Annotated in this window: 22 protein-coding genes and 2 pseudogenes; 15 read left to right on the forward strand and 9 right to left on the reverse strand. The window is 39.6% G+C overall.

The window, feature by feature from the left end:
* The first annotated feature begins 1,154 nt into the window (after positions 1 to 1,154).
* The 14 genes and pseudogenes from AABS66_RS19640 to AABS66_RS19705 all read left to right on the forward strand — a co-directional run.
* Positions 1,155 to 1,994: a replication initiation protein gene (locus AABS66_RS19640; RefSeq protein WP_048609127.1), complete on the forward strand. Its 840-nt coding sequence runs from the start codon at positions 1,155 to 1,157 to the stop codon at positions 1,992 to 1,994.
* 488 nt (positions 1,995 to 2,482) lie between these two features.
* Positions 2,483 to 3,316: a DNA replication terminus site-binding protein gene (locus AABS66_RS19645; protein ID WP_237737401.1), complete on the forward strand. Its 834-nt coding sequence runs from the start codon at positions 2,483 to 2,485 to the stop codon at positions 3,314 to 3,316.
* Positions 3,313 to 3,609 carry a hypothetical protein gene (locus AABS66_RS19650; protein ID WP_430225345.1) on the forward strand — a complete coding sequence of 99 codons (297 nt, stop codon included), beginning with the start codon at positions 3,313 to 3,315 and terminating at the stop codon, positions 3,607 to 3,609. Before AABS66_RS19645 ends, AABS66_RS19650 begins: the two co-directional genes overlap by 4 nt.
* Positions 3,606 to 4,031: a hypothetical protein gene (locus AABS66_RS19655; RefSeq protein WP_430225346.1), complete on the forward strand. Its 426-nt coding sequence runs from the start codon at positions 3,606 to 3,608 to the stop codon at positions 4,029 to 4,031. The genes AABS66_RS19650 and AABS66_RS19655 overlap by 4 nt, the downstream gene beginning before the upstream one ends.
* 32 nt (positions 4,032 to 4,063) lie before the next feature.
* Positions 4,064 to 5,122 (forward strand): hypothetical protein, encoded by a 1,059-nt coding sequence (locus AABS66_RS19660; RefSeq protein ID WP_430225347.1) that lies wholly within the window; start codon positions 4,064 to 4,066, stop codon positions 5,120 to 5,122.
* A gap of 151 nt (positions 5,123 to 5,273) precedes the next feature.
* On the forward strand, positions 5,274 to 5,690 hold the full coding sequence (umuD, locus tag AABS66_RS19665; protein WP_430225348.1) for a translesion error-prone DNA polymerase V autoproteolytic subunit: 417 nt from the start codon (positions 5,274 to 5,276) through the stop codon (positions 5,688 to 5,690).
* Positions 5,690 to 6,952 (forward strand): translesion error-prone DNA polymerase V subunit UmuC, encoded by a 1,263-nt coding sequence (gene umuC, locus AABS66_RS19670; RefSeq protein ID WP_430225349.1) that lies wholly within the window; start codon positions 5,690 to 5,692, stop codon positions 6,950 to 6,952. The genes umuD and umuC overlap by 1 nt, the downstream gene beginning before the upstream one ends.
* Before the next feature lie 479 nt (positions 6,953 to 7,431).
* On the forward strand, positions 7,432 to 8,478 hold the full coding sequence (locus AABS66_RS19675; RefSeq protein WP_147675445.1) for a ParB/RepB/Spo0J family partition protein: 1,047 nt from the start codon (positions 7,432 to 7,434) through the stop codon (positions 8,476 to 8,478).
* A gap of 2 nt (positions 8,479 to 8,480) precedes the next feature.
* A complete protein-coding gene (locus AABS66_RS19680) occupies positions 8,481 to 8,825 on the forward strand; it encodes a single-stranded DNA-binding protein (protein ID WP_430225350.1) in 345 nt (114 codons plus the stop codon).
* Entirely contained in the window at positions 8,818 to 9,240 is a 423-nt protein-coding gene (locus AABS66_RS19685; RefSeq protein ID WP_096864996.1) for a hypothetical protein, read from the forward strand. Before AABS66_RS19680 ends, AABS66_RS19685 begins: the two co-directional genes overlap by 8 nt.
* 8 nt (positions 9,241 to 9,248) lie before the next feature.
* Positions 9,249 to 9,641, forward strand: coding sequence for a hypothetical protein (locus AABS66_RS19690; RefSeq protein ID WP_096864995.1), 393 nt, complete (start codon positions 9,249 to 9,251; stop codon positions 9,639 to 9,641).
* Between the two features lie 279 nt (positions 9,642 to 9,920).
* Positions 9,921 to 10,400: an Hcp family type VI secretion system effector gene (locus AABS66_RS19695; RefSeq protein ID WP_048821772.1), complete on the forward strand. Its 480-nt coding sequence runs from the start codon at positions 9,921 to 9,923 to the stop codon at positions 10,398 to 10,400.
* 8 nt (positions 10,401 to 10,408) lie between these two features.
* Complete coding sequence (locus tag AABS66_RS19700) at positions 10,409 to 10,987, forward strand: hypothetical protein (RefSeq protein WP_048822182.1); 579 nt, start codon at positions 10,409 to 10,411, stop codon at positions 10,985 to 10,987.
* A gap of 650 nt (positions 10,988 to 11,637) precedes the next feature.
* Positions 11,638 to 12,243: pseudogene (locus AABS66_RS19705) on the forward strand (IS6 family transposase); the annotation flags it as partial.
* A gap of 63 nt (positions 12,244 to 12,306) precedes the next feature.
* Here AABS66_RS19705 and AABS66_RS19710 read toward each other — a convergent pair.
* A pseudogene (locus tag AABS66_RS19710) lies at positions 12,307 to 12,729 on the reverse strand (recombinase family protein); the annotation flags it as partial.
* A gap of 791 nt (positions 12,730 to 13,520) precedes the next feature.
* Here AABS66_RS19710 and AABS66_RS19715 point away from each other — a divergent pair.
* Entirely contained in the window at positions 13,521 to 14,762 is a 1,242-nt protein-coding gene (locus tag AABS66_RS19715) for a M20 family metallo-hydrolase (protein ID WP_430225351.1), read from the forward strand.
* A gap of 52 nt (positions 14,763 to 14,814) precedes the next feature.
* Here AABS66_RS19715 and AABS66_RS19720 read toward each other — a convergent pair whose 3' ends face one another.
* The 8 genes from AABS66_RS19720 to AABS66_RS19755 all read right to left on the reverse strand — a co-directional run bounded on the left by AABS66_RS19720 (position 14,815) and on the right by AABS66_RS19755 (position 22,187).
* Entirely contained in the window at positions 14,815 to 16,080 is a 1,266-nt protein-coding gene (locus tag AABS66_RS19720) for an amidohydrolase (protein WP_430225352.1), read from the reverse strand.
* 15 nt (positions 16,081 to 16,095) lie between these two features.
* Positions 16,096 to 17,370 (reverse strand): C4-dicarboxylate transporter DcuC, encoded by a 1,275-nt coding sequence (dcuC, locus tag AABS66_RS19725; RefSeq protein ID WP_430225353.1) that lies wholly within the window; start codon positions 17,368 to 17,370, stop codon positions 16,096 to 16,098.
* Positions 17,371 to 17,850: 480 nt separating this feature from the next.
* Positions 17,851 to 18,798, reverse strand: a complete 948-nt coding sequence (locus tag AABS66_RS19730) for an Rpn family recombination-promoting nuclease/putative transposase (protein WP_430225354.1) — start codon at positions 18,796 to 18,798, stop codon at positions 17,851 to 17,853.
* Between the two features lie 395 nt (positions 18,799 to 19,193).
* Entirely contained in the window at positions 19,194 to 20,288 is a 1,095-nt protein-coding gene (locus tag AABS66_RS19735) for a ParB/RepB/Spo0J family partition protein (protein WP_430225355.1), read from the reverse strand.
* 63 nt (positions 20,289 to 20,351) lie between these two features.
* Positions 20,352 to 20,642, reverse strand: coding sequence for a hypothetical protein (locus AABS66_RS19740; RefSeq protein WP_430225356.1), 291 nt, complete (start codon positions 20,640 to 20,642; stop codon positions 20,352 to 20,354).
* Positions 20,643 to 21,101: 459 nt separating this feature from the next.
* Positions 21,102 to 21,590, reverse strand: a complete 489-nt coding sequence (locus tag AABS66_RS19745; protein WP_430225357.1) for a hypothetical protein — start codon at positions 21,588 to 21,590, stop codon at positions 21,102 to 21,104.
* 11 nt (positions 21,591 to 21,601) lie between these two features.
* On the reverse strand, positions 21,602 to 21,874 hold the full coding sequence (locus AABS66_RS19750) for a helix-turn-helix domain-containing protein (RefSeq protein WP_219249711.1): 273 nt from the start codon (positions 21,872 to 21,874) through the stop codon (positions 21,602 to 21,604).
* The gene (locus tag AABS66_RS19755; RefSeq protein ID WP_430225358.1) at positions 21,861 to 22,187 is read right to left on the reverse strand and encodes a type II toxin-antitoxin system RelE/ParE family toxin; all 327 of its coding nucleotides are present in this window, start codon (positions 22,185 to 22,187) and stop codon (positions 21,861 to 21,863) included. The genes AABS66_RS19750 and AABS66_RS19755 overlap by 14 nt, the downstream gene beginning before the upstream one ends.
* Positions 22,188 to 22,581: the final 394 nt, after the last annotated feature.

The raw sequence follows: 22,581 nt of genomic DNA on the forward strand, positions 1-22,581 counted from the left end.
ATAAATATTAATAAGATATAGTGTGTTTGTGTCTAAAGGTTGATGTCTGCAAGACAACCACAAAAAAATACTTTTCGGCTCTGGTGCTGAAAGGTTGACGTCTGCAAGACAGTGGTACGGTTAGTGTTTGATTAAATATCTATATATATCAATAATATATAGTGTGTTAGTGTCTAAAGGTTGATGTCTGCAAGACAACCACAAAAAAGACACTTTTCGGCTCTGATGCTGAAAGGTTGACGTTTGCAAGACAGTGGCGCGGTGAGTGTTTGAGTAAATATCTATAAATATCAATGAAATAGAATTCATTATTGCCGAAAGGTTGATGTCTGCAAGACAACCATAAAAAAGATACTTTTCGGCTCTGGTGCTGAAAGGTTGACGTCTGCAAGACTGTGGCGCGGTGAGTGTTTGAGTAAATGCCTGTAAATATCAATAAGATATAGTGTATTGGTGCTGAAAGGTTGATGTCTGCAAGACAACCACAAAAAAGATACTTTTCGGCTCTGGCACTGAAAGGTTGACGTCTGCAAGACAGTGGCGCGGTGAGTGTTTGAGTAAATGCCTGTAAATATCAATAAGATATAGTGTATTGGTGCTGAAAGGTTGATGTCTGCAAGACTGAAGTAGCTATCCGTGTGTTAAGCAGGTTCTGAGGGGCTAAAGGTTGATGCCTGTGAGGCAGAGCTGGCAACCCAAGCGTAATGCGGGTTCTGAGGGAGCGAAAGGTTGATGTCTGTGAGACAGAGCTGGCAACCCAAGCGTAATGCGGATTCTGAGGGAGCGAAAGGTTGATGCCTGTGAGACAGAGCTGGCAACCCAAGCGTAATGCGGGTTCTGAGGGAGCGAAAGGTTGATGTCTGTGAGACAGAGCTGGCAACCCATGCGTAATGCGGATTCTGAGGGAGCGAAAGGTTGATGCCTGTGAGACAGAGCTGGCAACCCATGCGTAATGCAGGTTCTGAGGGATCGAAAGGATTACACTGTTGGATAGATCAAAGTATCTATTGATAGATATTTCAGATAGATAGATTGGATTATATGATCATTGGTAACAACCACCAGCAAAAGGTTGATTTTAAATTTACCTAAATCAACCTTTGTTGTATATTCTTCATCTAGTATTCTACTTTAGTCTAAAACAGTATGCTGCTATGAAGAAGAAACAACTCAGTAATCTGACACTCTTCACGAATGTTCGTCATTCTGATGATTTCAATCTATCTCTTGCCAGTTTGCCTATATCTGCCAAACGGGTCCTATTTTTGATTCTGGCACAGATATCCGATCCTAGAGAGAGGGTCGAAGAAGAAGAAATTAGTTTTGATGTGACCGCAAAACAGTATGCAGAGATTTGTGGGGTGGACATAAAAACAGCATATAACGCCTTACCGGATGCTGTTGACACTCTTTTATCATCACACATTTACGAGGATCTAAGTGAAGAAGGTTTTAAACGCGCGTTTAAAACGAACATCACTTCTGGTGCTAAATATTTCTTCGACGAGGGCTATTGTACAGTTTACTTCAACCAAAAGGTATTTCCTTATTTCTTTGAATTATCTAAAAAATTTACCACTATGAATTTATTCCATGTGGCTAGATTATCTGACGTCAACATGACCAATTTTTATCAAATGATCATGAAGCGTTATTCAAAGAGCAATACGGTTCGGGAATACAACACTTCTTTTACGATTGGTGTTGAGGAACTGAAAGATGAGATGTGGTTATTTAAGCTCGATAAGAAGGATAATAAGCAGTATTTATACCAGAACTACAAGGACCTAGGGCAGTTACTGAAGAAGTTGGCTAGGGGATTGAGCGAAAAAACGAATATTAAGGACATCACTATTACAATTGAGTCGCGCAAAGCTCGCAAGGCTTCTGTATTAAGGATATCGTATTCTGTCATTAAAGAGAGCGCTACTAATTCTTTACCAACAGATGAAGAATTGGACGCAATCGAAAAACAGTTAGGTTTATTACAGTAATAATGTACAAAAACAACAGGTTAAAAGAGAAAATAGCTCAGTTCGCTTTGCTAAACCTGAATTATAAAAAAAATGCTATGTTGAGCCATATTCAGGATGATTTATTCGAAATGAAATCTTCCGGTATGTCTTGGAATGCGATCATGGATGTATTACCGGCTTACGGTTTGATGGTCAGTGATAGGTGTTTCAGAACCTTTTTGAAGAAAGTCAGAGAACAAGGATGATTGCATGATCGGTCACATTTCATTTTGTAAAAGTCACTATGAAATATGCCAACATACAAAAGAGGGTATTGTTACATGGGCGTTCCTCACTGAACAGCTTTTTCTAGAGAAAAGGGGGAGAAAAAAAGAGAAAAAGAGAGAAAAAAGAGCGAGTCAGGGGCGCAGATGTGTAAGTTTTGCTCCTGTATTTGTTAGACTCCTATCTGTATGTTGGCATATTTGGTTATGATTCTTTCTTTCTAAGAACAGGAGTTTCATGTGATGCTTGATAGCTATATTGGTTCATTGCTGAAGTACCTCCACCAGCTTGACTCTCTTTTTCGAGATACAAAGGTAATTTCAGCCCTTACCTGTGTCATTCCACCGGTAGAAAATGGTTGTGATGATATCGGTAAATGCATTGAGCCGGTTGTGAATTGGGGTCCTCATGCCTATACATCGGTTATCTCATGTTGGCAGGACTTATACATTTCTCCGTTGTACTCACAAAAGTTTGCGAGGCGAACAGCCGGATATGTACAGTTATCAACTGCGGCTATGGAACTTGCTGATCATCTAATCAAAATCAATACCGTAAAAAACAATATCAGAAGCTCGGTTGTCGCCCTGCCAAAATCTGAGCGTTTCAGCATTTTACGTAAACATCTGAGTAACGTAATGACACTGCATTTGTACCGGAACATTCCTGTATTTAACTCTGACGATGTGATCACTCATGCATCATATACGTGGGGCTTAAAAGGTCTCATGCAGAAAACAGACCCTGTTAAGCTTTATCAGCTCATAGCAGACATAGCAAAAGGCAACGCTGAGTTACAGGACTTAATGGATAAAATCCAAGAGTGCCCTGCTAATAGGCTCAGAATAAAGCGTAGCGTTACGCCGCAGCCGATCTGCAACCTAACCTTTGCCAGTGGGAAAAAACGCTGCATAAACGCTCCTGTGCCGTTTTTGATAGTGCAGGATCAGGATTTTAAAGTAAGTCCCCTGCCATTGTTTACTGCTGAAGCAGACAGACAGGAGCGTTCTGACAAACACAAAACGACTCTCCTTGGCGTATTTAGGGGGCAACAGATAATTAAGTTGGAAAAATGATGAAGAAAAAAACACAACGGGAATTCTCAACCGCTCGTTTTTACTTTTGTGCTTCAGTTGCCATGTTTTCGTTGATGGGGTGCGGCTCATTGGAGGAACGTGAAAGAGCTGCGTTTAAACTCGTAACAAATGAACCAAACCAAGAGAATATTCAATCTTATCTGAAGCTGGCTGAGGAACTACAAAGAAAGCAGGTTGATGAAGCCAGACAAGCGGCAGATGCGGCTACGTATGAGCGAGACAAAGAGCTCAATGAATATTTCAAACAGTATGGGAGGACCTATAAAAAATGATGAACAACACAGCGTTGTTACAGCACATAGCCTCTGAATTTATAGCCCATTCAGGGGTTCCTGCGAAACCGGCATTTGATAAAATTAGTGCAGGTGATGAAACATTCATTAATGAACTGTCACCGTCGAATCTGCTTGAACTACTCGAAAACCCTCTACCAATTATCATCAATAATTTGACTGGAGAGCCCCATTCTGTAATACATAACCATTGCGAGGATCAACGCCCCGATACTAAAACCTATGGATATGGTATTGGGTATGAAGTAGGGAATAAAATAATAGTTTTGGCTGGTGGAATATATGTGTATTTTCATGTCCTTAAGGCTAAAATGTATCTAAAGGGAATCAATTACCTGCCTTTAATGACCAAAATGATAGGGTTGGATAGCCAAAACGAAACTGTTGGTTTGTATTATTAAATTATAAAATAAACTATATACCAGAGACTTATATGAATAGCGTTGTCGTCTTTATACAGCCAAATCTTATCACCAACACGTCCTCATATTGGGCTATGTTTTATGCTGCGATCTTTAAAGCTCTAGCCTACCAAAAAAACATTCAATTTCCGCTTGGAAACAAGTCACCTAAAGCTCACAGAGGGGAATTAAATACTCCATCAAATTTTCTCTACCAAATAAAACACAACATACAAAATCATGCTTTTGAGTATTTAATGATGGATTTGTTGCGGTCAGACTTTGGAGCCTCTACGAGACATCACTTAGTTACGAGGCTCTTAGAAACATGTGGCATAACAGATTTTGAATATAAATTTCTCAATGTATATAAAATGGGAAGAGATAGCATCTATTATGACAATGCTATGAATGATCCTTTTGACGTGAAGATCGTGGTTCCCAAATTCAATCCTTCAACTGGATTTCGTGCAGGGTTTCAGATGTTTACTCATCCTGTAAATGAAGCATTAACAAATTATCCTCATTCTGACCTATTACTGATTGTTTCAGACGGAAAGAATCATACCTATGGTTTTTTAGGGGAGATTGAAGGTCGCAAAGGGAGAAATTTAGTCCAAAATTCATTTTGGGTTGGAGAAAAAGGGAAATATGCTACATTTGGCATAGGCATATCGGATAAAAAAAATCTTAATATTAATGGTGCTCCAGTTCAACTTAGTAATAATATCGCCTTATTTACCGATACAGAAGAAAGAGTAATATTAAACTACTCCAACATTACCTCATTTGCTAAAGATTATATCAGAGCCATTAACAACATGGAGCTTTGCTTTAACGGGCAATTTGAAAATATAGGTACTGATAGTGATGCCGGTCATGAGTCTATTTTAAATATTATTAGAGATAACTGGGGAAATGGAAGCAGCATAATAATCAACGCTTTGATTAAGCATGTTTCTTTTAATTACGATTATGCTGCTACCATATATAATCAATTAAATTCGGAAACAAGAAAATTTGAATTTAAACCTAATATGATGATATTAGAAAACTCATATTGTTTACATCAAATGAAGTCAACATCATAGCTTCATCCACAACATTTTATTGAGATATGTTGTCACATCCTATGACCGTATAATACTACATTGACTTCAGTTCACTGACACAGTTCAACACTTGCAATTTCCTGACTCTGACGTGTACAATACTGTTTATTTATACAGTATTGGGGCGTGTATGAAATTAATATTATGTAACTTAGATAAATCACTTCCTTTACCACTTTTCGCTGAACGGGTCCCTGCGGGGTTTCCCTCCCCTGCAAGTGACTACATAGAGGACCGCATTGATTTAAACTCTTTGCTGATCAAGCACCCTTCAGGCACATACTTTTTACGAGTGTCTGGTACTTCTATGATGGACGCACAAATTCTAGATGGAGATATCGTCATAGTAGATAGTTCGATTGATGCAAAACACGGAGATATCGTTATTGCTTCACTCGATGGAGAGTTTACGATAAAACGGATACAAACCAGCCCTGTTACTGCCCTTATACCCATGAACAGCAACTACTCACCGATATACATCAATGAGGGTGAAGAATTGAGTATATTCGGCACTGTGACCTACATTATCCACAAGGCAAGATAATGTTTGCCTTAGTTGATGTAAACAGTTTCTACGCCAGTTGTGAGCGCATTTTTCGCCCTGATATTGCCAATAAGCCAGTTATTGTTTTATCAAACAACGATGGTTGTGTTATTGCACGTTCAAAGGAAGTGAAGTTGCTTGGGATCAAAATGGGGGCTCTATACTTTGAGATTCAGTCTCTGATTAAAAAGCATGATATTCAGGTGTTTAGTAGTAACTACGCCCTTTATGCTGACATCAGCAACCGAGTCATGGACACACTATCTGGTTTTGCCCCAAGAGTAGAAACGTATAGTATCGACGAGCAGTATCTAGATATGACCGGCATGTCTAGAAACTTTCCTTTAGAAGATTACGGTCGCAAGATACAACAACGAATTTTGCAGATAGCTCATGTACCGGTCGGTGTTGGTTTTGCTCAAACTAAAACACTGGCTAAACTGGCAAACCATGCTGCTAAAACATGGACCAAAACAGGCGGTGTAGTCGATTTGAGTGCTACTTCACGTCAGAAACGGCTCATGTCCCTTGTGCCTGTTAATGAAGTATGGGGTGTGGGTAGAAAAATAAGTAACCGGCTAAATGCTATGGGGATAGTTACAGCGCTTGATTTGGCTAGGGCTGAAACAACCATGATCCGTAAAACATTCGGTGTGGTTGTAGAACGCACTGTGAGAGAGCTGAACGGTGAATCTTGCATCGAGCTTGAAGAAGTAGCAAAAACTAAAGAGCAAATCATTTGTTCACGTTCATTTGGGAAAAAAATTGAGCTCTATGAGCATATGCATCAGGCTATCTGCGAGTATTCAGAGAGAGCAGCAGAGAAACTTCGAGCTGAAAAACGAGTCTGTTCCTTTGTTTCTGTTTTTATCCAAACCAGCCATTACGCCAGCGGACCTCAATACTACAACCACCGTTCTGAACGGTTAGAATATCCAAGTGCTGATACAAGAGACATAATCAATGCAGCAGTGCGTCTGTTAAAGACCATCTGGAAATCGGGGGTTAAATATCACAAAGCTGGCATCATGCTCACTGATTTTTCTGATCCATCAGTTACTCAACTTAATTTATTTTCTGATAGTAAACCCTACAAAGTAAGTGAACAATTGATGAAAACCTTGGACCAAATAAATAATCGAGGTGTTAGCAAAATATGGTTCGCTGGAAAGGGAATGGACACAAGCTGGCGCATGAAGCGAGAAATGCTTTCACCGGCATACACTACGAGAATATCAGATCTTCCCGTAGTAAAGATTTAGAGGAAATGCTATCCGTTCACGATGTCTGATACAGAGTTATATATTATAGATCGTAAAGTTGATGTTGTATTTGAGCTTAATATTGATGAAGTCTGACAGAAGTATCAAATTCCAGTTATATACCTGCCGATAATCCACTAGCGTATTCAGCAGGGTTCACCGCAATCCTGCATATAGCTTCAACCAAGATACCTAAGTTGAGAACGTCTTTCGTTTAGAATTATATTCATATTTCTGAATATTATTAAGATAATGAAACAATCATTATCAATTTATGATTTTCGCGATACGTCATTGATATAATTACCTTTAAGCATTTTACTCTATGGAGTTGTTCTCCTTTAACTGATTGATAACAGTGCACATAAATCGAAATGATGCCGTTTTCCCTATGTAACTAAGGAAAATAGAAAATCCTGTGTGATAGCCTTACGTCGAATAAAAATAATACCTAGTTACACAATGACAAGGCGAGGACTATGAATACTAACGCAGCAATTTCTACGAATAGCAGTCAACAAAATTCGAATATGAGCAAGGTACTTCTCAATGACCTACCCTACCCTACGCTGAAGAAAAATACTGAAGCGCACAATATCTCAACATTACGCAAAATGTCTGATGCCTTTGAGGAAAAAGTGTGTTCGCGTGGTGATATTTATCGCGTTAACGTTGAGTTACTGTATGTACAGGAAGGCTTCAATCTTCGGGAGATCGATACAGAACATGCTGGACGTATCAAGAATTCGTATGTATCAGGTGTTTATGTTCCACCTATCGTTGTGAAAGTTATAACGGTTGATAATCTGCCACGCTTACAGATTATTGATGGACACCACAGATATTGCGCTCTACGCATGGCGATGGAAGAAGGCTGCACGATTAAGGGCGTATACGTCACGGAGTTCTCAGGCAGTCAGCAACTCGAAATCGTCAATATGCTGACATCTTCAGAAGGGAAACCTTTAGCTCCGTTAGAAAAAGCTGATGGTTTCCATCGTTTACTTAGTATGGGATGGGAAAAAAAGGAAATTGCACGATATACGAATACAAGTGTTGTTACGATCAACAGATTATTACGCTTGTTCCGAGCAGACTACAGAATCACTGATCTTGTCAGGAAGAACCTGATTACTTCAGATTTAGCCATAGAAATACTGCTTGAGTGTGAAGAAACTAATCAAGAGGCATATGATGTGATCATTGCAGGATTGCAGAAGGCGACTGACAGCGGCAAAAATAAAGTCACACGGAAATTTGTACCTTCAGCGAAGAAAGTACCTTTTTCAAAAAAAGAAATACATTCTGTGTTTTCACAATTAAGTGAAATCCGCACAACAATTCACGACAAAGTTGCTGATATTCAAGAAAATGATGAAACAGTGACTGTCGAAATGCCGGTAACAATTGTGACCCTGCTTAATGATGTACTTCAGAAGTTTGCGAATGATGAATCCGCCGCATCTAATGATGATGAGAACGAACCGAGCGAAACCGAATCCAACACTGAAGCTATTCAGGCTTAACTATGGAATTACTTAACAAGGTGCAACTGATCGCACGATTAGGTTCGTCCCCGAAAGATAATCTGAAGTATTCAGAACGTAACGGTGAGGCAATGACCTACTTCTCTGTTGCAATTAACCGGAATGACTCGAAAGGAAACCCGATTACAGATTGGTTTAACATTAGTGCATACGGAAAAATTGCAGAAATAGCAGCTAATTTTGGTCAGAAAGGACAACTTGTTTACATCGAAGCAAGGCTACAACCGACTAATAATTCCTGTTCTATAATAATGAATTACCAGACAGGTGTGTTTAGAGTATTACCTAATAGTAAAAATACAAATGCTGGAGAGCAGAATGGCTAAGGCAGACCAAATTTCAAATTGTAACGTTAAAAATCCTAATTATGTGATGGCTGAAATGAAACGAGATCAAACAGTTCTAAACTATGCCCTATTTAAAGCGCGTGAGAAGCTACACGAGCTCAAACACCTAATGAATACGTCACAGTGCAGTGAAAGTGAAATTATGCGCTATAACGGGGTTCTGGAGATGCTGGATAGCATATTTTCATCAGATGAAAAGGAACGTCAGGACTTATATCACTCTATGATCATGTCTGGTGTACAAATCATGTCCGGTAAGTTAAGTGGTGAGAACCGACAAGCCGTGTTAGAAGCAACGACACCAGATCAATTGTATGAGGTTTTAAAAGCTTCGGAAACTGAGGTGTGGACTGAGTTGCAATTACTATGTGAACAGCAGAATAACCTAAACTAAGAATAAAAATGAAACTTACAATATCCTTACCTTTCATACTGATAACTTCACTGATCGCAGTGCCAGCATTGGGTAATGGTTATTCTGCAATGGAAGGGATTGAAGGACAGCGATATTCTGATTTAGAGAAATACAAAGCCAACTGTCCGGCTTGTATGAGTGTTGTTCAAAACATTATAGATATCCGCTATCGGGCATGTGCACAATCAGTCACGGTAGATGATGTGATAATTAGGGACCCATTATATGGCTATTTGAATAGTATGAAATTTATGCTAAATAATGATTTGTATAATCAAGTATTGTCTATCGTTATTAATGAGAAGGACTGTATTGATAGCTTAAATTGGCTTGAACGAGCCAACTTAAAAATTGAATCATTGGTAAATAAGCCAATTTAGTAAGTGTAAGCCCATAACTCCCAGCGGTACAATATCGTTAACAGTCGCCATTTTTCTTCATTAGCATTGTTTACGAACCTTTGCGTAACAAATAACGCCGTATAGCGGCGTTATCACCAAAATATGAATTTATTGTATATGTCAGATAACATCTCAACAACAATTTAGTTAAGAACAAAAAGTAGTCGATTTTGATTCAACGTGACAGCTATCCCTATTGCAAATTTTAGGAAAAAATGCATTAATCAAGGTAAATTTAACATATGGAAAGGAATATCTATGTCAGAAATGATTTACTTAACGCTAAAGGGAAACAAGCAAGGGCTTATCTCTGCGGGTTGTTCGAGCTATGATTCAATTGGTAATAAATATCAAGATGGTCATAAAGATCAGATACTTGTCTACTCAACAACCTATGATCTAGCACGAAAACAAAATGTATCTCACGCGCCATTCATCTTGATAAAAGCCGATGACAAATCCTCCCCCCTTCTGTTAACTGCAATGTCAAATAATGAGATTTTAGAGTGCCTTTTTGAATATTATCGCGTAGATAAAAGCGGGGTAATGATTCCTTACAAAAAGATTTTGCTTACTAAAGCATCCATCATCCGTCTTACAAATGAGTCACCGAACTCATTGACTGAAAATGAAATGCAACCATTTGAAAAAGTTTCAATAATATACGAAAGTATTACTTGCACACATAATACTGCTAACACTTCAGGATATAGCATCAGAAATGAATCAGTCATGTAGGTATGACAATGAAAATAAATGATGTGTACTTTAATAGATTCAACGTTCCCATCGTAAGTTCACCAGACCCTTACCGTGATTCATTAATAGATGATCCAGTTAAAATCTTTATAGTTGTTAATTACAATTGGGGGATTGGGCATACAGGTATAGTGGTTGGAGAAGGTGAAGATGCACTTTTGTATGACCCATCAGGGGGATACTCTGAGTGCCCTTCCAGAGAGTGCTATAATAATATTGAAGAATTACGAGCGCCACGTAGTTCAGGTGAATTTTTCCAATATCCTGAGTTTAATTGGGATGATTACCTTTCTTTTCAATTATGGGATGGTCCAGACGTTCAGATAATTGAATTTGTAGTGCCTAGAGTTCAAGCAGAAAAAATAAAAGAGTTAATATTTGAACATGGCGGAGCTGGATGGGCTATGTGTTCAGAAACAGTGTTTTATATACTTAAAGACAGTGGCGGTATATTTAACTCTTTGGATAAAAAGATTTTCTTCCGCGAAGATCCTTGGAATTTCAGAGAGAAATTAATTGACCTACATTACCCAAAACGCGGGGGGGTCATATCAGGTGCTTATTAAATCTAATTTTTTTATCCCGTTAATATCACTGTTTATAAGCATTGTTCTTTTTTACTTAGAAACGGTGCATGAATACTTTTTTAAACTTTACCCCCATTCTGTAAATTCTAAAATAGTTATTGAAATACAGAAATTGCTATCATATTCATTTTTTTGTTATCTCATTCTTCTTACATTGGCAACGACATTTTTCATTAAAAATGTTAAATTTAACAAAAAACACCGTTTTATCTTATACTTTGTAATACCCTACATAATTAATATTATTGTTTGGTATTTTAATGGATATCAAGCTATTAATTACAGAAATAATTCAGTAATGATATCTGATTTTTTATTTACGTCTTATATCTTACACTTCGTTTTTGTAATTCCTATCATTGCATACATACTGGATTACACTTTTAGTTTTAAAATACAAAAGTGAATACAATCTCACTACATCTAAATCAAAAATCCCTCAACCACACCAATAAAAAAAACGCCACAATGTGGCGTTATAACCCTAGTGTTGGTACTTATTATGGGGTTCTACGCCGGAACCGCCGAAATTTCCGAAATCAGTTTTTCAATGCCCTTTGGGGGGCACTGTTGCAAAGTTTAAGTGACTGGTATGCTAAATTGGCTATTTCGTTACTGAGGCTCTTTGTATGAATGCATTTAAAGGACGTCATTTTACCGGGATTATCATCCTTTGGGCCGTACGCTGGTACTGCAAATACGGTATCAGCTATCGGGAGCTTCAGGAAATGCTAGCTGAGCGTGGCGTAAATGTTGATCACACGACAATTTATCGCTGGGTTCAACGTTATGCACCTGAAATAGAAAAACGGCTTCGGTGGTATTGGTGTAATCCCTCTGACCTCAACAATTGGCATTTAGATGAAACCTATGTGAAAGTGAATGGGAAATGGGCGTACCTTTATCGTGCTGTCGATAGTCGAGGACAAACCATTGAGTTCTACCTCTCACCGCGTCGTAACACCAAGGCCGCTTATCGATTTTTAAGAAAAATATTCAATCGTGTGAAAAAATTGCAAATACCCAGCGTTATCAATACAGATAAAGCTGCACCGTATGGTCGAGCACTTAACCTTCTAAAAGAAGAAGGGAAATGCCCTGCACATGTAGAGCAGCGACAAATCAAATGTCACAATAATGTGATTGAGTGTGATCACGGAAAATTAAAGCGCGTGATAAATCCAACTTTAGGGTTTAAATCCATCAAAACAGCGCATGCCACCATTAAAGGGGTTTTGCGCCCATTTCTCCCAAATGACCCACCAATAATAGTTATTTGATTGATTTTAAAGAAAAACCTATTCATTTTTTTCACCCATTTTGATTTTTCTTTTTAGCCTAAAATAGGTTGCCCGTGAGATACCTGTCTTTGCTGTCACTATACTCATCGTTTCACCTTGCAAAATAAGCTCCTGAGCAGCTGGAGTTCGAGGATGATGTTTTCATCCAAATTTTACCCCTGCCGCATAGGCTGCAATCCGACCTTCATTTGTTCTTTCTAATATACGTTCACGTTCGGCTTCAGCGACTGCTGCTAGTATCTGAATAACCATTTTCCCCATCGTTCCTTCAGTGCTGAGACCATTTTCAAGAAAGCGAATAGCGATTCCCTTTTTATAACAGGTATCAACGATACGGATCATGTCAGCAGTGTTACGACCGGGGCGATCCATTTTAGTACAAATTATAACGTCATCTTTCTCTGCTCGAGCGAGTAGGCGGTAATTATTCGTTTGAAGATAAGGCAGCTATCACAAATTTAAATAACCTTTTAGATAATGTCGACTTACTAAGTGATGATGACGACATTTGATACTAAAACGTTATCAATCGCGTAAGTGAAGATAAAAATAAGTATTCGTTTTATTTTGTCTAAATGAATACTTTTTTATTTTAAATTCAATTAGATAATTATGACTGGTGGGACATTTGGGGGAAATGTGCGCAGAACCCCAAATAATGAAAATACAGGGAATAACTTATCGATAAAATAGCTGATCTATCATCAGAATAGCGGGCAATAATTAGGATATAAAGGCTAAAGTGACATTCAATCTCCTAACCATCGAGCTTTTTTCATCATGACCTCTGCAAATTTTAGGGCAGAAAATCTAATTATAGCTGTCTCATTTTAGGGGAAGTGGACAATCAAATCTATTTGCAAAATTAATTTTTGTATTTCTATTATTAGATATATTGGATCGTACTTCTATAAGTATAGAACTTTTTTTGCGTTGATGATATTTGATTAACTATTGTTTCAATAATAATATTGATATCATCGTGAATAGAGTCTAACACAACCGTAAAATTTTTTATATTTTAGTTTTATATCATTAAGTTGATAAATATCATGCAACTCTCTTTTTTTCATACTTCTGTTTGACTTACTCAATTCCTATTTGCATAGTAGTGCTCATAATGATTTTTATAATTTCTGCTTTTTATTTTCAATCCTATTTATTCCAATAAATTTAAATATATCTGATTACAGCTTATGAAAGAGGTTTTCATGACTAGGGAATTATTTTCTACTAATGAAATGAAATTATTATTTGAAAAACTAGCATCCTTTACTGTTTATCCTGAAAATAAAGGTGTTACACGTTTAGCTTATACACCCACAGACCAATTAGTGCACCAATACATGATAGAAACCATGCTAAAAGCTGGGTTTACTGTTCGCCAAGATTCAATAGGGAATATTTTTTGCCGATTACAGGGAAAAGATCCCGACTTACCAGCTGTTGGCACTGGCTCTCATTTGGATACGGTTCCTAATGGCGGTGCTTATGATGGTACGCTTGGTGTCGTCGCAGGGTTTTATGCACTGATGCAATTTGAGCCACAGCAATTATCCCGTTCTCTTGAACTCGTCATTTTCAGAGCGGAAGAATCCAGCCGATTTGGTTTTTCCTGTATTGGTAGCAAAGTACTACTTGGGAAAGTTGATCGTGAAAAATGGGCTCTCAACCTAGATGATAATGGATGCAGCTTTTTCGATGTCCTAGATAGCCTTGGTTACCCAAGTCACGAAATTGAACAGTGCCAATTAGCTGATAACTATTTTTCGGCTTTTATCGAAATGCATATCGAACAAGGCCGACGCCTTGAACTTGAAGGAAAATCAGTGGGAATTGTGAACGGAATTGCGGCCCCAACCCGCTTCCAAATTCAGGTCACTGGGCATGCAGATCACTCCGGCGCCACCCCAATGTACCAACGCCACGATGCATTAGTAGCCAGCGCCGCCATTATCAGCGATGTGAACCGAGCGGCTTGCCGTGAATCTGTATGGGGAACCGTCGGTACCATTGGGAAACTCAATGTATATCCAAATTCCATGAACGTTATTCCTGGTGAAGTGAATTTCTTGGTCGATATTCGTGGTATTGAGCTAGAAAGTATTATCCGCGTTGCCACTCACTTGAAAAATTCTATTAGAAAATCTGAACAGGACAACAATGTTTCGATTCAGATTCGTGAAATTTCAGCGGAAACACCGGTGAAATTAGACAATGAGATTTGTAAGTGTATTGAACAACATTGCCTTGAACAAAACATTGGTTATATGACAATGTTGAGCGGTGCGGGTCATGACTCTATGAATCTCGCCCAAAAATTTCCAACCGCAATGATTTTCGCACCATCAAAAAATGGGATTAGTCACCATCCTGATGAGTTTACTGATTTCGACGACATCATTGTTGCCGCCAATCTATTGAAAGATGCCCTATATTCTTTAGCGAAATAAAAAAAGCCGCTGAGAGATGACTATCTCAGTGGCTTTTTCCTATCACTAAAAATTACATTAATGACACCAAACATCCGGTATACAGTTGATAGGCTGTTAACATCTGTTTTTCATCGAAATCAAAATTAGCTTGGTGATGCCCTGCGGTTCTATCTGCACCGACAACAAAATACAGAGATTTACCCCCATGATGCTGAACGCGTTTTGCCAAAATAGTGGCATCTTCGCTACCGCCAAACGGTCTAGTCGCTACCGCAGTTAATTCCCCATGTTGCCCTACCACACTTGCCAAGGTGTCAATCAGCTCTTGGTCGTTGGTTAAATCAACAGCTTCTCCCATCACTTCACTTTCCATTTCTAGTTGGAAACTGTGCGCGGAGCCTTCAGCCATGCGAATCGCATTTTCGCTCATAAAGTGGTTAATCTCTTCATTTTCACCACGGACTTCTATCTGCATTTGAGCATAAGATGGCGTCACGTTTCGCCCTTCACCTGCATTAAGTACCCCAACATTAATGCGCGACATTCCTTTACCGTGTCTTGAAATTCCCAACATTTGCGTTGTGGCATGACACGCGCCGGCTAACGCATTACGGCCCAATTCAGGCTCAGCTCCCGCATGGGATGGTGCACCTTTGAAGCGAAAATCCAGTTTTGTTGTACAGAGGAAATGGGTTGGGTTAATCACAATTTCACCGCTATTGGCAATGAATCCTAAGTGCGCCCCTAAGAAATAATCCACATCATCCACAATGCCACTTTCTGCCATCGCTCTCGCACCGCGAACGCCTTCTTCCGCAGGTTGGAATAACAGTTTTACTTTGCCAGATAAGCTCTCTTTATTTGCCACTAACCAATGCGCAACCGCTAAACCAATCGCGATATGCCCATCATGACCACACGCGTGCATTTCGCCAGGATGACAAGAGCTAAAACTATCATTTTTTGGTCGATGGGTTTCATCGGTACTTTCTGTCACGCCGACACAGTCAATGTCAAAACGTAGTGCGATTGTCGGTCCCGCTTTGCCGCTATCGAAAATGGCAACACACCCTGTCAGCTCCTGCATTTCAGCCAGTAGATTTTCATCAACTTGGTGCTTTCTCGCCACCGCTAAACCTTTATCAACCACTTTTTGTTGGCGTCCAAAGGCATATTCAGGGTTGATCACCTGCGGGCCCACTTTGACGTCCAAGTTTAAACGACGCAGTTCTTCAACGATTTTTGCTGTGGTTAAAAACTCAGACCAACCAATTTCTGGGTATTGATGAAATTCACGACGCCATTGAGTCAGTTGTTCTAATGTGATGTTTGACATGTTATCTCCTTAAAATTAAAGCATGATGAGCGCAATGAAGATCACCCCAACAATCATGCCGGGCGCAGTACGCTTCACAATTTCCATCGGGTTCACATTGGCTAAACCTGCACAGACTATAGCTGCACCAGCTAACGGTGACATGGTTCTACCCAATGCGCCTGAAATTGCAGAAGCCATCCCCAAATCAGGAATTTCATAACCAAATTGCTGGGCAAATGGTGTTACCGTTTCGTTGAAAGCAAACGCGGCTGCATCACCTGACCCCGTGATAATTCCCATTAAGAATGGGCCCAATGTCCCTCCCCAACGTGCAAATTCAGGAGAGTGGATCAGAAAACCAATAAAGGAATCAATTAAGCCAGATGCTTTGAGACCCGCAGAGAAAACGGCAGCAGCAATGATGATCCCAAGAACATCCCCATAGGCATTCCCCATTCCTTTAAAAAACTCTTTAGTAATGGTTGAAGGGTTAGTTCGCGTGATACATAATGCATAAATCGCCCCAATGACCATCGCTGCTGGTACACTGATTTGATATGCTTTAAGCGCGTCCATAAATGGCAGAATTAATAAAATTAATGGAATAAACGGCGCTGTCGCGTAAAGATAATTTGGTTGTTCTGCCGCTACGTTTTGTTCTGTGCCTTCAGTACTATTCACTTCAACAACCACTTTCATGTTGTACTCTTTTTTCATTAAAGCCACTACCGCTAAGGAAACGGCGGCAATCCCCCCAACAGCTAAGCTGTATGGTCCGTGGCGAGCAATTAAGTCAACAATGCTCATGTTTGACATCTGCGCCACAAATGGGTTATGTGACAACCCAGGGCTTAGCATAGAACCTATCGTACCGCACAGCACGGCACCACCTGCAATAGCTGGATGAATACGCGCAGCAATCAGTAACGGAATCAATGTTGCACCAACAGCGGCGGCACATCCAGCGGCAGAAGGGATAGCTATATTAATAAAGAAAGTTAACACAACTGCTGCGGGGATCAGGAAAAAACCCAGTCGAGTCAAAACACGAGATAGCACCAGTACTAAGTGCTTATCACACTTGGTGTATTTCATTACATAAGCAAAACCCATACTGGAACAAATAGCTTGGATTAGCGGAGCCGAAACCATGCGCTCACTAAATGCATTTAATGCATTCATTGGCACGAGACTAATAATACAAAGTACTAGCCCTGCAGCAATTAGTACCATCCGAGTTTCATATTTTTTAATTAAAAGATAAATTGTAGCAACGATAATTAATGCCGCGATAATTTGTATTATCATGACTGACCTCTTTTATTCCCTGAAAAAATAGCTAGAACAAATAAAGAAAAGAATGAATTTTTTAGTTGGTAACTTATTGTGAACTTTAATTGAATTATTTAATTGAGGGATATCAATTTTAATTCCCTATATAGAAATTAACTGCCATTTTGTGATCAGCACTATGTTTACTATAAAAAAAATATTCAAAATTAAAAAATATATTTTTAAAATATGATTACGCCCAACCAACAATAAACATTAAATTATGCCAAAAAGACTATAAAGTTAACGTTTTTATCATTTTAGTAATATTTAAAAAAAAATTTTTTACACTTTATTTATTAAGGGGTCGGCTTAGAATTCGGAAAATATCCTACGTTAAGCTTATTTTTTAATCAAGGTAGAGTTAGTAACAACTAAAAGCAAAAAACATCGCTAAAGTCATTGAGCTACCGACGTTTACGTTAAGCAAAAAAATGACAAAGGAATAGAGTGAAGCTACTGAAGGGAAATGAGCTCTTCACGGCTTAAACCGGTACTCTCAATGATAAGATCAAGGCTAACACCGTTCTTGAGCAAATTACGCACCATATCCAGTTGACGCTGATGTGCAAGCAGTCGTTCTTCTTCACGTCCTTTCTCAATACCTTGCTCTAGGCCTTTTTCCCAGCCAATTTTCTCGCCTTTATCTTGTAAGCGTTGTGCAATATTCATAATTGCCTCCTTGTGCCTTTCTGCCTGTTCACTCAATTGCTCGACTATGTGTTCAAAGTTGGGGGAGTCCAGTGCAATGAACAGATAATTGAGGATAGTGATGATATCGTTATCACTATTATACTGTTGATTGAGCGCTTGTGCCAATAGGGGGATAACCTTGTCAAATTCATCCCGCAAATATTTGTGCTTCATCGCCAGCTCCATCACGGCCACTTTACGATGATTGACCAACTCATTATCATCAATCACCGTCACATCAACCAACGGGAACGGTTGGGTATACAATTCATTGGCAATATCCGGTAACGGGAAACAATCGGTCCACAATTGGGAATAGGGGTAGGGTGTACGACCACCATGATAAAACAGCACCGGCACGACTAACGGTAACGTTTTATGCCCTTGCTGAAGATGTTGGTTCATGGCTAAGAAAGCATAGTGCATGAGTCTCCAGGCCATGAGTTTATCGGGCGTCGACTGGTGCTCGACGAGTAGGTAAATATACCCTTCACCTTCGGTAGTTTGCACCGAATAGAGCACATCGGACAATCGAGATCGCAACTGTTTGTCGATAAACGAGGAATTTGTGAGGGCCAACGTATTGAAATCACACAATGCTTTAATATGCTCAGGCAGATGAATGTCAAAAAAATCTTTTGCGCTGTCAACCTGTGTCATAAACCCTTTAAAAGCCGCATCATGTGCCGTCGGCGTGTGCTCAGGTTTCATTATTCGATCACTCACTCCTCACTAAAGAATGTGCATCATAACGCAGAATCGATTTTCTGTCCGTTTTTCAGCTTTCAAGGGTCGCGTTCAGTCAGGTTTTCGCTTTCGCCCGCTAACTTGATACTTTAAATTATACTATCTCAATGAATTAGCGAAACCATGGACGATAAATGAAAAATCACATTTATTTTCGTCCAGGCCGTCATGTCAATCAAATATTGGAAAATGTTAACCCTATTTGCTAAACGGTCATGATATTCGGAAAAATTGACAACCATTAATGTGCAAAATCCGATTTACATTTCATTCCATAACCGTGGTGCGGGGGATTGCGTGATGATGAGTGTCACCGTCAATAAAATAAAACAAAACAAAAAATTAACGTGTTTAAATATTTATCTGATCCACCGTGAAGACGTGAACGCAGATACACAAATAACATGAAACAAAACACAATGACTTGGGTGGTCATTAAAACAATAAACATAAGGCAACCTGTTAAAGGAAATAAAGTATTCACTGACATCGTTATGGGTCAGACGGAGTCTCAGGCTTATTGGCGAAGCGCTCGGACGCTCTAAACGGGCAATACCGTACTGCCAACCCTCAATATCCGCTAACAGTTCTGCACACCCAGTGAGTTTATCGAGTGCCAATTTTTCTAATAGTGGAGCATTTTCAATAAATCCTGCTTCGGTAAAGAGGTCAATTTCAAGAGTTCCCCCCGCTTGCTCGTAGGCATCCAACCCCACAAAATTCACCAGTCGATTATTTTCGACAGGGGTTTTAGTTTCTTCGACCGCGTCACGTAAATAGCGAGGTTCTTTTTTCCAACCAATTGCATTGTTCCACACCATGACTTGGCGTTCGTGGTCAGTGGTTCCTGTTAAGGCTTGCAGTTGGTCGAGGGTAATATTATCCGCATCTAATTCGGCTAACAGCTCGGGCGCCATATTTGCCAAACGGAGACATTTTTTAACGTGGTGAGTGCTAAACCCTAATAAGTCACCAATTTCAGATGCATTTTTGCCTGTTTTTTGTAGCTCGATAAAAGCATGAAGTTGGTCAGCGGGATGCATGGCTTCACGTTGGCTGTTCTCCGTCAGGGAAATAATCAGCGCATCGGACTCTGAAACCACTTTGACAGGCACAGGGAAACTCGACGCTAAATGCCCTTTTGCAACCAATTGTTGCAACGCCATTAATCGACGTTGACCCGCAGCAACCCCGTAAACCTCGTTATCCATCGGGTAAACGACCAAGTTTTGTAATACGCCCACAGATTGAATGCTGTCAGCCAGTTCTGACAAGGCTTTTTCATCCATCGGACGTTTACGCACATTGAGTTCACTTTGTACCAATACCGATAACGGCAACACGTGCGCTTCCATGCTGTCTAATGCCTGATAAATCGCGTCGGCCTGTGCGGATTTTGCGCCTTTTTTTGCTTTACGTTGTTTTGGGTTAATGCTAGTTTCTAATGTAGACATAATTGATACCTCTATTGTTGTTAACGTGTCTTTGCTAAGAGAGTGACAAGGCTCTCTTAGCACCTAAGATGCTTGAATGAGTTCAGGACGCAGATAAAACATGTTGTTTAAATTGTCACTAAAGCCAATCGGATAGCCGTCTTTCATAAAAACACTGTTGGAATCGTATGCATCACTGTGCAGCGTGATTTCTTCGTCGTACAACTCAGGTGAGATATCCCCCTCGAATAAATCCAATAACCGTGTTAATGGCGCAATGTAATGCAATAAATCGGCTTTCTGACTATCCGTCAGTGGGTTTTTAACCCTTCTTTCGTTAGATTCTGGAGCTGCAAGGTTTTGATGTGATGACATTTTTGAATCCTCCACCGTGTTAATGATTTCTTTCGTTGAGTTCCTCCGCTGCAAAGGCCGTACAGAGCCGAGACAAGGAAGAAAGCAAGGGCGGAGACAAAATTGTTGGAAAGCGCAGCGGCAAGAATTTTGGTGGAGTTCACTTAACCCTTGCTGTATGACGACTTGAGGCTATGTTTTAGGCCAAGCGGTGGGGCACAACGAACGATTAACGACACAGACGATGAAAATGGCAGCACCCGACTTGCAGCGAGAGAAGCGAACGGCAAGTCGTCATTAACGCTTAGCGCAGCTAAGCAGTGAACCAGGGGCGGTCCCGCAGGGAGCTGCACCCCTGCCCTTTGCGCCACGTTGAAAACGTTAAAAAGCGCAGTGGGTAACGGGTGTTCGAATTAAGCTTGGCTCAATGCCTGGCTTAATTCGTAGGGGATGCGTGAAGGAAAGATAGCTGAAGGAACATTACTCGCATGGCACTTCGAGCAATGGGCGACCAACACAATAAGCGATATACACGGTTCCTTGCTCATCTGTCGATCTTGCGCAATCATAACCAAGTTTATGCGCTAGAATGCCTTGATATTGTTGAATAGCCCAGGATGCTTCACCATCATCATCATAAGAATGGCTGTAATTAAAATCATTGTCCCACACACTAATAGACTCATCTAATAATTGTGCTACCACCTCATCATCAACGTCTAATAGTCCTAAGTCTTTTCTCACTTGTTGAAAGACTTCTTGCACAGCCTTTTCATCAACATCGTGTCGATAAAAAAATGACTTAGTATCAATGATATTATCGACTTCGATATTGTATTGATAATTACAAGCCGATAGATTGTATTCGTTTCCCTCATTACCAAAGCACAGGCAGCCTTTTAAAAAGGATACATCCATGTCCTTTGTTACCTCAGTAATTTTATTGAAGCTCGCATGAGTGATGATCATCAATAATTTCCTTACAATGAGATAGTCGGGTTTCTAACACCACAAGCAGCTGCATATTTGATAATATTTCTGATACTCGCGTTATCGACATTGGATTCCATGCGCGTGACTGTAGAGGGATTAACACCCAGTTTTTTGGCTAATTCCGCTTTTGTCAAACCTGCATTAGTGCGCCATTCTGTCAGCAGAGCTTGGAGTTTTTCTTTTTGTAGTTCTTCCTCATAAGCGGCTTTATATTCTGGGTTTTTCATCCATTCGTTGTGCAATTCATTATGCGTTTTCATTATTAAGTATCTCCTGTAGCCTAGCTTTAGCGATCTCAAACTCTGTTTTTGGCGTTTTTTGAGATTTTTTTATAAAAATCCGTAACATGTAAATCGTTTTTCCTTTATGGTATACCCAAATTACTCGTGCGATATCATTTCCCATTGTTCTGAGTTCAAATAGCCCATCCCCTAGGGGTTTTGTGTCGGGCTCTCTTAATATATGTGGATTGATTTCCATTTTTTGTACAATACGGTCATATTTAACCTTTATCTTAATCGGTAAGTCATTAGCTTCTTTTTCTGCTTCTTTGTGGTATCTGACGGTATACATATTATCCCCTTGTTAGATTGCGTTATACTGCAATTTGCATTCTAATGCAATTCTCAGAATGTAAAAAAAGCCACTTTAATTTTCGTGGCTTCATTCCTCATTGGGTATTTTTAAGCGTATTATTTTTGGCATCCATGACAACTTGATTTAAGTAATCCATAAGATGTTAGTGTTTGTTAAAAATAGTTTTAAAATCAATCATTTTTATCAATGGGATGCATAGAACGTCGAATTTTCATTCCTTTTTTAACGGCTTTAACCCCATAGGCAAGTGGACGAAGATGGGAAAAATGGCCAAAGCACTTAAATAATGTGGCTCATTCTGAAAAAATGAGGCCTTAATCTGAATTAATTTTGCGGGCATTATCCCCATTTTCAGGGGATAACTGCCACT

Origin of the sequence: Providencia sp. SP181 (genome assembly GCF_050446505.1) — a bacterium.
GTDB lineage: Bacteria > Pseudomonadota > Gammaproteobacteria > Enterobacterales > Enterobacteriaceae > Providencia > Providencia vermicola.